Below are 13062 nucleotides of genomic sequence, written 5' to 3' on the forward strand. Positions count from 1 at the left end.
ACTGATCAAACAAATCAGTCCGCAAGGCCAAGGATGGGATGGAACCTACAACGGAAGTTTATTACCTTCTACTGATTATTGGTTCACTGTAGATTATACCGAAGCAGCAGCTTACAAACAATTTAAAGCGCATTTTACATTAAAAAGATAACATTCAATGAAGATTAAACATTTAATTTTAGTACTAGTTGCGTTAGTTACTAAACAAGCATTTTCGCAAGAAATATTACCAGTATATTCAGATTATTTATCTGATAATTATTTCTTACTACATCCTTCTATGGCTGGAGCTGCAAATTGCGGTAAAGTTCGATTAACTGGAAGACAACAATGGTTTGGTCAGCAAGATGCTCCTGCATTACAAACATTAAGTTTTAATACAAGTGTATCAGATAAAGATGGATTGGGAATTATATTAATTAATGACAAAAATGGATACCATTCTCAAAAAGGTTTTCGATTGGCCTATGCACACCATATTATGTTTTCGAGAGATAATGTGGATTTAAATCAATTATCATTTGGTATTAATGTTGGATTTGCCCAAAGTCAACTTGACGAAAGCACTTTTTACACGAATGACCCATCTTATGACCCAATTGTTTTTGGTCAAATTCAAAACACTACTTATTTTAATACGGATATTGGAGCTTCCTATAATTTCTTAGATTTTTATGCTCATTTTACAGTTAAAAATGCATTGGCTTCACAAAGAAAATTATACACGGATAAAGAACCAGTTGATTTAAAAAGATTAGTTTACAATATGGGTTATACATTTGGAGATTCTGAAGGGCTTTTATTTGAACCTTCGATGATGTATCAATATGTATTTCAAACAAAAGAATCTTTTGTTGATTTCAACTTAAAAGCCTACAAACAAATGGAATTTGGAAAATTATGGGCTGTAGCTTCTTATAGAAGAAGTTTGGATGGCGCTCAATATATTGAAGGAAATGCAGTTGCAACTCAAAATCTTCAATATATCACACCTATTTTAGGAATAAATTATAAAAATTATATGTTTTCTTATACCTATTCAGCAATCTTAGGAAATGTAAAATTTGACAATGCCGGGTTTCATCAATTTACTTTAGGGGTTAATCTTTTCTGTAAACCAGAAAAATACCACTGTAATTGTCCTGCAGTTAATTAAAATAAAACACTATCCCGGTATGAAAATATCGGGATAATTTTTACCTACTAATTATGATTATTAAAACTATTCAAGGAAAGTCACCTAAAATCCCAAAGGATTGTTACATAGCTGAAAATGCAACAATTATTGGAGAGGTAGAGTTTGGATCAGAATGCAGTATTTGGTTCAATGCAGTCGTTCGAGGTGATGTAAACTACATTAAAATTGGCAACAAAGTCAATATACAAGATGGCGCTATAGTGCATGCTACTTATCAAAAACATCCAACAAATATTGGCAATAATGTTTCTATAGGGCATAATGCAATTGTTCATGGATGTACCTTAGAAGATAACGTATTAATTGGAATGGGAGCTATTGTGATGGACAATTGTATAGTGCAATGTAATGCAATAGTCGCTGCTGGTTCTGTAGTTACTCAAAATACAATTGTAGAATCGGGGACAATATATGCTGGTATTCCAGCTAGGAAAGTAAAAGATATTGATGCATCTGAATTTGCGGGCGAAATACAGCGTATATCAAATAATTATGTGATGTATTCTAGTTGGTATAAGGAAGAAGAATAATTATTTATTTATTTAAAGCTTTATTAAAGATCTCCCGTGAATTAGCACATCAGGATCTATTAACACAATGCAAAATACTCCTGAAACAATAAGTAGCTTTAATATTACATGAAGTTGAATGTATTGTATTTTAGAATTTGATTTCCATAAAAAGTATAGAAAAAAGATTAATACCATTAAGCTTAAATAAAAATAAATGTCCATGTAGCCAACATCATATTTATCTACCAAAAGATAAATCGGTAAAATGGTAATAATAGTGAGAGTTGTAATGATTTTTTTTGCTGTAATTTCTCCAAATAATACAGGGATTGTTCTATAATCATTTGCAATATCTCCTTTAATATTTTCTAAATCTTTGATGATTTCTCGAATTAAAATCAGCAAAAACAAGAAAGTTGCATGTGCAAAAATTTGAGGATACAAATTTTTATAATACAGTAATATGGCAAAAAATGGCAAAATCGCAAGAAGTGCAGCGGTTAAATTTCCAATTATTGGATGCTTTTTTAGTTTGTGTGAATAAAACCAAATCAGAAAAATATAAACTGAAAAATATACTGCGGCTCTAAACGAAACTAAATAAGCTAATAACGCAACAACTGAATTTATGGTAAAGTAAACTTGAAGCTTGGTTCGTTGACTTACTAATCGATCTATTTTTGATTTATTAGGGCGATTAATTAAGTCTTTCTTGCTGTCATAAAAGTTATTAATAATATAACCTGAAGCTATCGTTAAACCTGAAGCTAGCACAATAATAAATAGATTAAAATCTAATAATACACTTAAAGCTCTTTTTTCGGGAGCCAAAATAAATATTGCTGAAAGATATTGCGCAAGTGCAATAATCGGAATGTTATAGCCACGAACCACAGAAAACATACTCAATATTTTCTTAATAGTATGTTTGGTTTTTCTGCTTAACATTGTATTTAGTTTGTTAAAATTGGTAAACCACTTCTAACGGATAGTCTTTTAATGATTCTTTTGCTTTTTCTATGTCCTTTGTGAACCCAAGAATGTATCCGCCGCCGCCCGAACCACAAAGTTTTAAGTAGTAATCGTTGGTGTCAATTCCTTTTTGCCATACTCCGTGAAATTCTTCAGGAATCATTGGTTTAAAGTTATCTAAAACCACAGCAGATAGTTTTTTTGTATTTGAAAACAGCGATTTTTGGTCGCCGCCAAGAAAATTCTCAACACACAAATCGGTGTATTTTACAAATTGATTTTTCAACATAGTACGGAAACCTTGGTCTTTAAGGTTTTCCATAAAAATATTCACCATTGGAGCAGTTTCTCCAACTATTCCAGAATCAATTAAAAATACCGCTCCTTTTCCTTCTGTACTTTGAGAAGGGATTCCGGTAGCTTCAATATTGTCTTTTGAATTAATTAATATCGGAATGCTTAAATAGCTATTAAGTGGATCTAAACCTGAACTTTTACCATGGAAGAAAGACTCCATTTCGGCAAAAATTGTTTTTAATTGAAGTAATTTTTCTCGAGTTAAATTTTCAAGAACCGTGATTTTAGCGTTAGCATATTTATCATAAATTGCGGCAACTAAGGCACCACTACTTCCAACTCCGTATCCTTGTGGAATACTTGAATCAAAGAACATTCCTCTTGCTAAATCAGCATTTAATAATTCTAAATTGAAACTTACTAATGAAGGTTTTTCTTGCTGTAATTGATTAAGATAATCAGCAAATTTCAGTAAACTTTGATTAGATTTTAGCGCTTCAGCCGATTGATTTTCTGATACTTTTAAAGCACCGTTGTAGAAATTATAAGGGATAGATAAACCTTTAGAATCTTTGATAATTCCGTATTCTCCGAAGAGCAATATTTTGGAGTAAAATAAGGGTCCTTTCATATCTTAATTTTCAAGTATTAATTGACTTCCAAAACCAATTTCATCACAAATATACTGACCATTTTGACAATAGCCAACTAATTCGTCTTTAATAAATTGCAAAGTCTCTATTTTATTATTTTCTGGATATAATACATGCACATTTGCACCCGCATCTAGAGTAAAACAAACCGGAATTTTAGTTTCATTTCTAAAACTCCAAATTCTATTAATAATCTCCAATGTATTTGGTTTCATCAATATGAAATAAGGCATTGAGGTCATCATCATGGCGTGTAATGTCAAGGCTTCACTTTCTACAATTTTAATGAATTCTTCAAGGTTTCCATTTTCTAAAATCGATTTTAATTTGGATAGATTTTCTGGTGCTTGTAAAAAGCGTTGCGTTGCAAATGGATGATTGTGCATTAAATCATGTCCAACGGTGCTGGATACTTGTTTTTCTCCTTTGTCAACCAATAAAATGGTGTCTTGATAATTATTAAAATTTGAATGAATTTCTGATGAAAATGCAACTCCATATAAATCTGAACTCTCTTCTATTTCTTGATGTTTACCCCATACCACAATGCTCCCTCTTATACTTCTGCAAGCACTACCTGAACCAAGTCTAGCTAAAAATGAAGCTTTTTTGTAAAAGTATTCTTCCGTCATTGAAGGATTTAATTCCTTTTCCAAACTCATAATATTCATTGCTAAAGCCGCAATTCCAGATGCAGAAGAGGCAATACCAGAGCTATGTGGAAACGTATTTTGTGTATCAATTGTAAAATGATAGTTTTTCAAATAAGGACAATACTTTTCAATTCGTTCCAAAAACTTTTGAATTTTAGGCTTGAAATCTTCTTTTGGTTGTCCTTCAAATAGTAAATCAAAAGAGAAAGTTGAATTTGTCTCACTGGGCTTGTCGAAGTGTTTTTTTTCAAACCCTAATTTGGTGATTGTTTTGCATTTATTTAATGTAAAACTTATAGATGGATTTGCCGGAATTTGATCTTGTTTTTTACCCCAATATTTTACAAGCGCAATATTACTAGGAGCACTCCAGATGAAGCTTCCTTGATTTAATTCTGTAGAATATTGCTGGGCAATAAAATCCGTTTCGGATATCATAGTTACTATTTTTCACAAAGATACTTATTTTACAAAAACTAGAACCTTTTGTTTACTATATTTGTATAAAATATAAACAAAAATGCAAAAGATTATTCGAATCGCAGTGGTATTAACAACCTGTTTGTTGGTTGGATATTTGTCCGGTATGGTTACCCGAGATAGCATTTCAACTTGGTATCGAACATTAGTGAAGCCTTCTTTCAATCCACCAAACTGGGTTTTTGCTCCCGTATGGACTATTCTTTACATCATGATGGGAGTTGCTGGTGGTATGGTTTGGAACCGATTAGAAAAAGACCCTGAAAATGTGAAGAAGGCCTTCACCTTTTTTATTATTCAATTGGCTTTAAATGCTGCTTGGTCTGTAATTTTCTTTTATTTACATAATCCTTTTTTAGCATTACTTGAAATAATTCTTTTTTGGCTTATTATTTTTGAAACCTACACCCAATTCAAGAAAATTGATAAAACTGCTGGTTTATTGCTAATCCCCTATTTAGCATGGGTTAGTTTTGCTACAGTATTAAATGCTAGTATTTGGTGGTTGAATAGATAATTATATCGCCTCAGCCACAATATATCCACCTGTCCAAGCATTCTGAAAATTGAAACCACCGGTTATGGCATCAATGTTTACAATTTCTCCCGAAAAATAAAGGTTGGTGTGAATTTTACTTTCCATGGTTTTGAAATTAACTTCTTTTAAATCGATACCTCCAGCAGTTACAAACTCTTCTTTAAAAGTACTTTTTCCATTTACTTGAAATTCACCTTGTGTTAATTGCTGTGCTAAATTTTGAAGTTGTTTTTTTGTTAAATCTGCCCATTTTATTTCTTCCGATATTTCGGTAGCAATAACCAAGCTTTCCCAAAGTCGGTTAGGGAAGTCAAAAGGTGATTTCTTGCAAACAACTTTCTTCGAATGTTCTAGTTTAAGTTCTTTAAGTTTTTCTTCAGCTTCTTCAAGAGTTAAATCGTTCAACCAATTTACCTGAATGGCAAATAGATATTTTTTTTCTGCTAATTCTCTTGCTCCCCATGCAGAAAGTCTTAATATTCCGGGGCCACTCATTCCCCAATGGGTAATTAGCAAAGGTCCGGAAGCTTCCAATTTGGAATTTTTAACTTTTACAGACGCTACAGCCGAAACGCCCATTAAATCTTTAATTCGTTTGTCTTTAATATTAAAAGTGAATAGGGAAGGAACCGGCGGAATAATAGCATGTCCAATTTCAGTAAGTAAATCCCATATTTTTGGATTACTTCCCGTTGCCATCACTAATTTTTGACAAGAAAAAGTCTCCTGATTGGTTTCTACTTTCCAATACTCGGTAGCTTTAAAAATTGACTGCACACTCTGGCCTGTAAGAATATCAATGCCCAGTTTTTTGGTTGCTTGAGTAAAACAATCTATAATGGTTTGTGAGGAATTCGAAACAGGAAACATTCTGCCGTCCTCTTCAATTTTTAATTCTACTCCATGTTTTTCAAACCATTCAATAGTATCTCCAGAACAAAATTGATGAAATGGACCGCGAAGTTCTTTTTCGCCACGCGGATAATATTTGACTAAATCATTAGGAACAAAACAAGCATGGGTAACATTGCATCTCCCGCCACCAGAAACTTTTACTTTGGTCAACACTTCTTTTCCTCGCTCTAAAATGGCAACTTTATAACTCGGATTTTTTTCCACAATATTAATTGCAGTAAAAAACCCTGCAGCACCACCACCAACAATTACTATGTCGTATTTAGAATTCATATTCGATCCGGAAAATCAGAAATTATGCCATCAACAGGCAATGATTTTACAAATATAAGGTCTTCTGGAGTATTTACTGTCCAAGTATAGATTTTAAATCCGCTGTTTTTTATGATTTCGCAGCTCTCTTGATATATTAATTTATGATACGGATTTATAGAAAAAGCTTTTATTTTTTTGGCGAAAGCCAAAGCATTTTCAATGGAATCTTCGGTTAATACACCAAGTAATATAGTTGAATTTATTTTCGAAATGGTTTCTAAGGTTTCCCAAATAAAACTTGAAATTTGAAATTGGGCATAAGTCCAATTATGCTCATTAACAAATTCTTCAATGATTTCAATTACTTTTTCAGTTGCAGCAGTCTCTTTAATTTCAATATTGAGGATGCATTTTTTTGCAACCAATTGAATAATCTCGCGCAAAGTAGGAACTCCTAATTGTTTTAATTCGAACGCTGTAAATTCCGTTACCAATCCCGTTTTGTTTGTCGTTCGATCTATTGTTTCATCATGGATCACGACTACTTCGCCATCCCGACTTAAATGTACATCCAATTCAATTGCATCCACATTAAGTTCCAATGCTTTTGCAAATGAGGCCAAAGTATTTTCGGCAACATGACCTTTAGCACCGCGATGTCCAATTTTTAGCATGGGGTGGTTTTACATTTTTTCTAATAATAGAATTGAAAATGGGGTTTTAAATGTTACTTTTCCCTCTTTAACTGTAGTAGTTGAACCTGAATATGCATCTTTAATAGGGTCCCCATTAGAAAAAATAGTTCCAACAGAAATACTTTTTTCTCCAACTGGCAAGTCTAATCCAACTACAACATTATCAGAATTTTTGCCTTTAGTATACGTTCTGCTAAAAACATACGGTTTACTAGATATTTGGTTATGAATTCCGGCGCCAATTGCAAAATGATTTTTTCTGAAGGTACTTAGTTTCTGCCAATGTAAAGCAATTTCTTTAGTTTTTGAATTTGATTGTAAGTCTTCCCAATTCATAAAAGAACGCAATGTTGCATCACCTTTTGTACCTTCAATAACTAATGAACGCGCACTTTCGTCACCATAATAAGTTTGTGAAATACCAGGAGCTAAAAGCAGTTTTGTTGCGCTTTCAAAAGTTAGCTCTCTTTTTTTATCAAACGGATTTCCATCATCGTGTGAAGAAACATAATTCATCACAGTATTCTCTTTTAAATCAGAATTCAAAATAGTAGCATATCTAGAAAACAATTCTTCGTAACTCATTTTGGCATCATAAGGAAATCCAAAATTGATTAAACCGGTAAATCCATTTTCAAAATAATTGACTTTTTTGTCACCAAAATCATATATTTTTTTCCCGCTAATGTTGTATCCATAAACTTCTCCAATCATAAAAAATGGGTTGGCATCCAAAATCTTATTTGGATTACTAGCTTTGAATTCGGCGAAAGCCATATCACATACTTTTTTAAAATCTGCCCAAACATCTTCTTTTGTATGCTTTGCCGTATCTACTCGATAGCCATCAATTCCGAAGTAAGTTATGTAATCGGAAAGCCATTTCATGATGTAATATTTTGGCGCTCTTGGATAGCCCGTTTTCTCAAAAAACGCATTTAATTGCGTCACCTCTTGATCGTAACGTCCTTCTTTTTTCCATTTTTCAATTAAGAAAGGAGGCAATTCCACATTTTCATTACTTTCAGTTTTTACATCGGGAAGGTTTTCTACAAGCGTGCAATTGATGTAAGTATCATAAGATTGATACGTACATTTTGGCGAAGTTCGCACCCAGTCACTTGGATAAACCGAGTCTTCATCTGTAACAGGGCCAGTATGATTGATTACCGCATCCAGCATAATTCGGATTCCTTTAGCATGTGCTTTTTCAACTAATTCTGCCAAATCTTTTTTGGTTCCAAAACTTGGATCGATAGCACTCCAATCACGTGTCCAATAACCGTGAAATCCATAAGAATATCCAGTTCCTTCATCTACACCTTCATGAATTTGCTCCACAATTGGAGTCATCCAAATTACGGTGGTTCCTAATTTATCAAAATAACCTTCGTCTAGTTTTTGAATCACTCCACGAAGATCACCACCTTCAAATCCTCTTAATTTTCCTGTTTCTTTAGTTCTGTTAAAAGTATGGTCGTTGGTTTTATCTCCATTATTAAAACGATCCGTTAATAGGAAATATACATTTGCATTTTCCCAAATAAAAGGTGTTTTTGAAACTGTCTGATTCGTTTCTTGGGCACCAATTGAATTACAAATAAATAATGCAACGAGAAGTGAGGCAATTGTGTTTTTTGTCATGATTTAGTATTCTATTTTTATTTCTGGTTTCGTTCCTTTTTCCCAAGAAATCGAAATTTCAGCCTGATTTTTGTTTGTTGTGAAGTTAGTTTCTTTTCCGTTGATAAAAACTTTTTTCAGGTTGATGTTATGTAATATAAGCGTAACATTTTTACCTTTTGAATTAAAGTTCTTGCCAATTTCTGCTGTACAATTGATTTTTAAAACGTTGTTAGATAAATTACTGCCAAATTTTAAAATCTCGTAATTCCCTTTTTCAAATGCATTAGGAGTTACTCCGTCATCATTGTATAAACTTCCCGTTGAAGTAGTTGCTTTTTCATCAAAATAATAATGCAAATCAAAATTATCTAATGAATAATCACTGGTATTTGTAATTGTTTTAATTCTCGGTATAAAGCTTCCACCAGCTACAAAAACCGGAATATGGTCTTCAGAAACTGTAATTTTACTTGTTGTATTGCTAGCATATTCTTTATCGGAATAAAAATCAAACCAGTTGAAAACCGTATTTGGAAATTGCACTTCTGTTTCGGTGGTATTTGCCTTTGTTATTGGTTTGATTAACAAATTAGCACCCCAATAATATTGATCCGATTTAATGTCGGAAGAATTACTTTCCATATAAAATGGACGCATCAGCGGCGCTCCTTTTTGATTATTTTCAAATGCCAAAGTGTAATTGTAAGGCAGTAATTGGTAGCGTAATTCAACTTGTTTTTTTGCTTTTTCTTTGGTTACGATATCTTTGTAAGCCACTTCAGAAGCCACTTGCTCTTGAGCGTGTGGACGAAATATTGGTGTGAAAACACCATATTGCAACCAGCGTAAATACAATTCGTTATCAAAATAATCGCCAGCAAATCCACCTAAATCCGAATGCATATAAGCCATTCCTTGCATGCCCATTTGAACCGCAATTCCAACTTGACTTTGCAATCCGCCCCAACTTCTACTAACATCACCACTCCACGGAATCATTCCAAATCTTTGGCTTCCCGAATAACCAGCACGCATTAAAATGAAAGGACGCTGATTTGGGAAGTCTTTTTGATAGCCTTCAGAAATTAATTTTGCCCAATTGTGTCCGTAAACGTTATGAATCACATCTGCTTTTCCACCTGCAGTGATTGCAGAACTTGGAAAAACTTCGGGTTCACCCAAATCGCCCCAAAATCCGCCGACACCTTGATTGATTAATCTTTTGTAAACATTCCAAAACCATTCTTTTCCTTGCGGGTTGAAAACATCTACAATTCCGGTATTTCCAAAATAAAAATCCCAGGTAGCTGGCGTTCCATCGGCATTGGTAGCCAAAATTTTGTTAGCTGCAGCCTCTTTCCATTTGGAAGAAGTGGTAAGAATAAACGGCTCGGTAATAAGTATCGTTTTGATATTCTTTTTATTCAAATCGGCTATCATTTTCTCCGGATTTGGAAAATTATCTTTATCCCAATCAAGATTTCCCATGGTGCCTTTGATCTCTTTTCCAAACCAATATAAGTCTAAAATTATGGCATCAACTGGAATCTTGTTTTCTTCAAATTTTTGGATTGTTCTTTCAACTTCTTCTTGCGTGTGGTAGCCAAATCGGCTCGAGAAATTACCAAATGCCCATCTTGGAGGTAACGGTTGTTTTCCGGTAAGGGAAGTATAATTGGATGTAATTTCATCCCAAGTATCCCCAACAATTACCTGATATGTTTTTCTACCCGAAATAGTTTCATAAACTAAAGTATTGTCTTTTTTGCTGTCTAAATCTAAATAACCTATAGCTGCATTATCAAAATGAACGGCATACATTTTTGATGATAAAACCATCGGAATGCAAAAATTCATCAAATCGGCATGGGTTTCATAGCCATAACTAGCGCGATTGTATAACTGCAATCTTTTGCCACGACGATTCATGGTTTCAAAGGCTCTCGCACCGCCACCATATAATTTTTCTTCTGTAGTAATGTTAAATTCAAGTGTTTCTGCCTCCTCTTTTTTTACATAACCGTTTTTTTCAGATAAAATAAACCCACCATTTTTCAAATACGAAATTTTAAAAGGAGCTTTATCAATTAAAATTGTAAGGTCCTTAGAATACAACATTAATGCATTAACACCATCCGTTAATTTCACTTTGCTTTTTTGATTAGTATTAATAACCGCCTCAGAAATTGGATTGAATATTTCTCCGTTTGGGATAAATGAAGTTTCTACAATTTTATCCGACAGGTATTTTATTTGGTACGAACCATCATTAGTTTTTATCTCTAAACTATTCTTTTTCCAAGTATGCGAAAGGTAACTTCTATTTGCATTTTGGGCAAATGAAAGGGCTGTAACTAAAAGTAAGCAAAGTATTTTTTTCATTGCAGGATTGTTATTTTAATTCCAAAATCAGGGCTGATTTACTTTCAATTTGTATATCTTCTTTTAGATTGATTTGTTTTTCAGAAAACACTTCGGTTGCAGACAGATGTGCCTTAATATTTTCTTTAAATCGATCTAAATTTAAGGTTTGTTTTTCTGCATTATTATTGATGACTACCATTACAGTTTCTGTATCAGTATATCTAAAATACACATATACATTATTTTCTGGAGCATAGTGGGTTGTTTTTCCTGTATGAATTACCGCTTTGTTTTTTCTCCAATTGAATAATTTGGCTGAGAAATCATGAAATTTTTCTTGCTCTTGGTTTCTACCAGATGCTGTAAATGCATTTTTAGCATCGCCATTCCAACCACCAGGAAAATCTCTTCTTAGGTCGCCGTCACCAACTGATTTACTTCCGGACATTCCAATTTCTGAACCATAATAAATTTGTGGAATTCCACGAATAGTCGAAATTAAAGTCATGGCCATTTTGTATTTCTCAAAATCATTTTTATACACTTCATTGAATCGATCGGTATCATGATTTTCAACAAAAACCAACAAATTATTAATGTCGGGATACATAAAATCACTAGTAAAATTGGAATAGACTTTAACCATTCCTTTGTCCCAAATGTTTTCGTTTTCATTGAAAACGCCACCATTAATAATTTCTTGTAAAGTGAAATCCATTACGCTTGGTAGATAAGAATTAAAACTTTCAATAGCGCCTATCTTACTGTCTTTTTGCCAATATGCATTCTGTGCAGGGTTGTGGTACCAAACTTCGCCAACAATATTAAAATTAGGATATTCATCCATCACAGCTTTAGTCCATTTTGCAACTCCATTTTTATCTCCATACGGATAGGTGTCTACTCTAAACCCATCTAAATCGGCATATTCTACCCACCAAATGGCGTTTTGAATTAGATAATTTAAAACTAATGGATTGGATTGATTTAAATCGGGCATCGATTTTACAAACCAACCGTCAGCATATAATTTTGTATCACCTTCAGAAGCATTTGTATCAAATTGCGTATTCATTCGGTAATTGGTTTGTTTGAAACCTGGAAATTGATGAATCCAATTATACGTTGGCAGGTCGTTAATCATCCAATGTTGATAACCCCAGTGGTTGGTTACATAATCCATGATATTTTTCATTCCTCGTTTATGCAATTCCGAACTCATTCGAAGATAGTCTTCGTTAGTTCCAAATCGAGAGTCAATTTTATACACATCCGATTGTCCATAACCGTGGTATGAACCCCTTTCATCGTTGTCTTCACAAAGCGGAGTTGGCCATACTGCGGTTACACCAAGATTTTTAATGTAATCTAAATTAGAAATGATCCCTTCAATATCACCTCCATGGCGTCCATCAATTTTAGATCGGTTTAATTTATCATTTGTTTCTTTCGTGTTGTCATTGTTTGGATTGCCATTTGCAAAACGATCCGGCATGATTAAATAAATTAAATCAGAACTGTCAAAGCCTTTGCGGAAGCGCGAATTTTCTTTTCTCGCTTTAAGCGAATAGTTTTGAGTGAAAGATTTATTTTTGTTTTTGAAAGTAAAAACCAATTCTTGAGCAGCAACATTTTTGGTTTCAATAGTTACAAAAACATAATTTGGATTTTCTGTTTTTTGAATGGTTTTAATTCCAATTCCACCCGAAACAGAAACTTCATTTTGGGCAATATTTTTTCCGTAGAACATAATTTCTACTTCAGATAGGTTCATATCGCTCCACCAAAAAGGCGGTTCAACTCGGTCTATTTGAGCAAAAGATATTGATGTAATAAACAATAAAAAAAAGACTTTTTTCATGACATGAACTTTAAAATGAAATACTAATTAAAAAACAAAGTCG

General features: G+C 33.2%; 12 protein-coding genes. 4 read left to right on the top strand and 8 right to left on the bottom strand.

The genetic code is table 11. The annotated features are described in order from the left end of the window. The 3 genes from ABWO08_RS03530 to ABWO08_RS03540 form a co-directional block, all read left to right on the top strand. On the top strand, positions 1–151 hold a 151-nt coding region (locus ABWO08_RS03530), incomplete at its 5' end, for a T9SS type B sorting domain-containing protein (protein ID WP_502902953.1). A 6-nt stretch (positions 152–157) separates the two neighbouring features. Then, the gene (locus ABWO08_RS03535) at positions 158–1156 is read left to right on the top strand and encodes a PorP/SprF family type IX secretion system membrane protein (RefSeq protein ID WP_353083675.1); all 999 of its coding nucleotides are present in this window, start codon (positions 158–160) and stop codon (positions 1154–1156) included. Between the two features lie 53 nt (positions 1157–1209). Continuing rightward, positions 1210–1728 (top strand): gamma carbonic anhydrase family protein, encoded by a 519-nt coding sequence (locus ABWO08_RS03540; RefSeq protein ID WP_353083676.1) that lies wholly within the window; start codon positions 1210–1212, stop codon positions 1726–1728. Positions 1729–1740: 12 nt separating this feature from the next. Here ABWO08_RS03540 and ABWO08_RS03545 read toward each other — a convergent pair whose 3' ends face one another. From ABWO08_RS03545 to ABWO08_RS03555, 3 genes are read right to left on the bottom strand one after another with little or no spacing between them, the layout of a single operon-like run. Continuing rightward, positions 1741–2658 carry a geranylgeranylglycerol-phosphate geranylgeranyltransferase gene (locus ABWO08_RS03545; protein ID WP_353083677.1) on the bottom strand — a complete coding sequence of 306 codons (918 nt, stop codon included), beginning with the start codon at positions 2656–2658 and terminating at the stop codon, positions 1741–1743. A gap of 13 nt (positions 2659–2671) precedes the next feature. After that, positions 2672–3610, bottom strand: a complete 939-nt coding sequence (locus tag ABWO08_RS03550) for a mevalonate kinase family protein (protein ID WP_353083678.1) — start codon at positions 3608–3610, stop codon at positions 2672–2674. A 3-nt stretch (positions 3611–3613) separates the two neighbouring features. After that, positions 3614–4723 (bottom strand): diphosphomevalonate decarboxylase, encoded by a 1110-nt coding sequence (locus ABWO08_RS03555; protein ID WP_353083679.1) that lies wholly within the window; start codon positions 4721–4723, stop codon positions 3614–3616. Between the two features lie 82 nt (positions 4724–4805). On the opposite strand from ABWO08_RS03555, the gene ABWO08_RS03560 reads away from it, so the two are divergent. Continuing rightward, positions 4806–5282, top strand: a complete 477-nt coding sequence (locus tag ABWO08_RS03560; RefSeq protein WP_353083680.1) for a TspO/MBR family protein — start codon at positions 4806–4808, stop codon at positions 5280–5282. Here ABWO08_RS03560 and ABWO08_RS03565 read toward each other — a convergent pair whose 3' ends face one another. Genes ABWO08_RS03565 through ABWO08_RS03585 form a run of 5 tightly spaced genes read right to left on the bottom strand, consistent with a single transcriptional unit; the run spans position 5283 to position 13019 of the window. Next, positions 5283–6491 (bottom strand): BaiN/RdsA family NAD(P)/FAD-dependent oxidoreductase, encoded by a 1209-nt coding sequence (locus ABWO08_RS03565; RefSeq protein ID WP_353083681.1) that lies wholly within the window; start codon positions 6489–6491, stop codon positions 5283–5285. After that, positions 6488–7147, bottom strand: coding sequence for a glycerophosphodiester phosphodiesterase (locus tag ABWO08_RS03570; protein ID WP_353083682.1), 660 nt, complete (start codon positions 7145–7147; stop codon positions 6488–6490). The genes ABWO08_RS03565 and ABWO08_RS03570 overlap by 4 nt, the downstream gene beginning before the upstream one ends. A gap of 9 nt (positions 7148–7156) precedes the next feature. After that, entirely contained in the window at positions 7157–8812 is a 1656-nt protein-coding gene (locus ABWO08_RS03575; RefSeq protein WP_353083683.1) for an alpha-amylase family glycosyl hydrolase, read from the bottom strand. Between the two features lie 3 nt (positions 8813–8815). Then, the gene (locus ABWO08_RS03580; protein ID WP_353083684.1) at positions 8816–11176 is read right to left on the bottom strand and encodes a glycoside hydrolase family 31 protein; all 2361 of its coding nucleotides are present in this window, start codon (positions 11174–11176) and stop codon (positions 8816–8818) included. A 10-nt stretch (positions 11177–11186) separates the two neighbouring features. Further along, complete coding sequence (locus ABWO08_RS03585; protein WP_353083685.1) at positions 11187–13019, bottom strand: glycoside hydrolase family 13 protein; 1833 nt, start codon at positions 13017–13019, stop codon at positions 11187–11189. Positions 13020–13062: the final 43 nt, after the last annotated feature.

Source organism: Flavobacterium sp. (genome assembly GCF_040383245.1).
Lineage (GTDB): Bacteria > Bacteroidota > Bacteroidia > Flavobacteriales > Flavobacteriaceae > Flavobacterium.

Bases quoted from the DNA above. Each gene is read 5' to 3' on its own strand.
- ABWO08_RS03545 (WP_353083677.1), bottom strand. From the start codon at position 2,658: ATGTTAAGCAGAAAAACCAAACATACTATTAAGAAAATATTGAGTATG.
- ABWO08_RS03550 (WP_353083678.1), bottom strand. From the start codon at position 3,610: ATGAAAGGACCCTTATTTTACTCCAAAATATTGCTCTTCGGAGAATAC.
- ABWO08_RS03575 (WP_353083683.1), bottom strand. From the start codon at position 8,812: ATGACAAAAAACACAATTGCCTCACTTCTCGTTGCATTATTTATTTGT.
- ABWO08_RS03585 (WP_353083685.1), bottom strand. From the start codon at position 13,019: ATGAAAAAAGTCTTTTTTTTATTGTTTATTACATCAATATCTTTTGCT.
- ABWO08_RS03560 (WP_353083680.1), top strand. From the start codon at position 4,806: ATGCAAAAGATTATTCGAATCGCAGTGGTATTAACAACCTGTTTGTTG.
- ABWO08_RS03570 (WP_353083682.1), bottom strand. From the start codon at position 7,147: ATGCTAAAAATTGGACATCGCGGTGCTAAAGGTCATGTTGCCGAAAAT.
- ABWO08_RS03535 (WP_353083675.1), top strand. From the start codon at position 158: ATGAAGATTAAACATTTAATTTTAGTACTAGTTGCGTTAGTTACTAAA.
- ABWO08_RS03565 (WP_353083681.1), bottom strand. From the start codon at position 6,491: ATGAATTCTAAATACGACATAGTAATTGTTGGTGGTGGTGCTGCAGGG.
- ABWO08_RS03580 (WP_353083684.1), bottom strand. From the start codon at position 11,176: ATGAAAAAAATACTTTGCTTACTTTTAGTTACAGCCCTTTCATTTGCC.
- ABWO08_RS03540 (WP_353083676.1), top strand. From the start codon at position 1,210: ATGATTATTAAAACTATTCAAGGAAAGTCACCTAAAATCCCAAAGGAT.
- ABWO08_RS03555 (WP_353083679.1), bottom strand. From the start codon at position 4,723: ATGATATCCGAAACGGATTTTATTGCCCAGCAATATTCTACAGAATTA.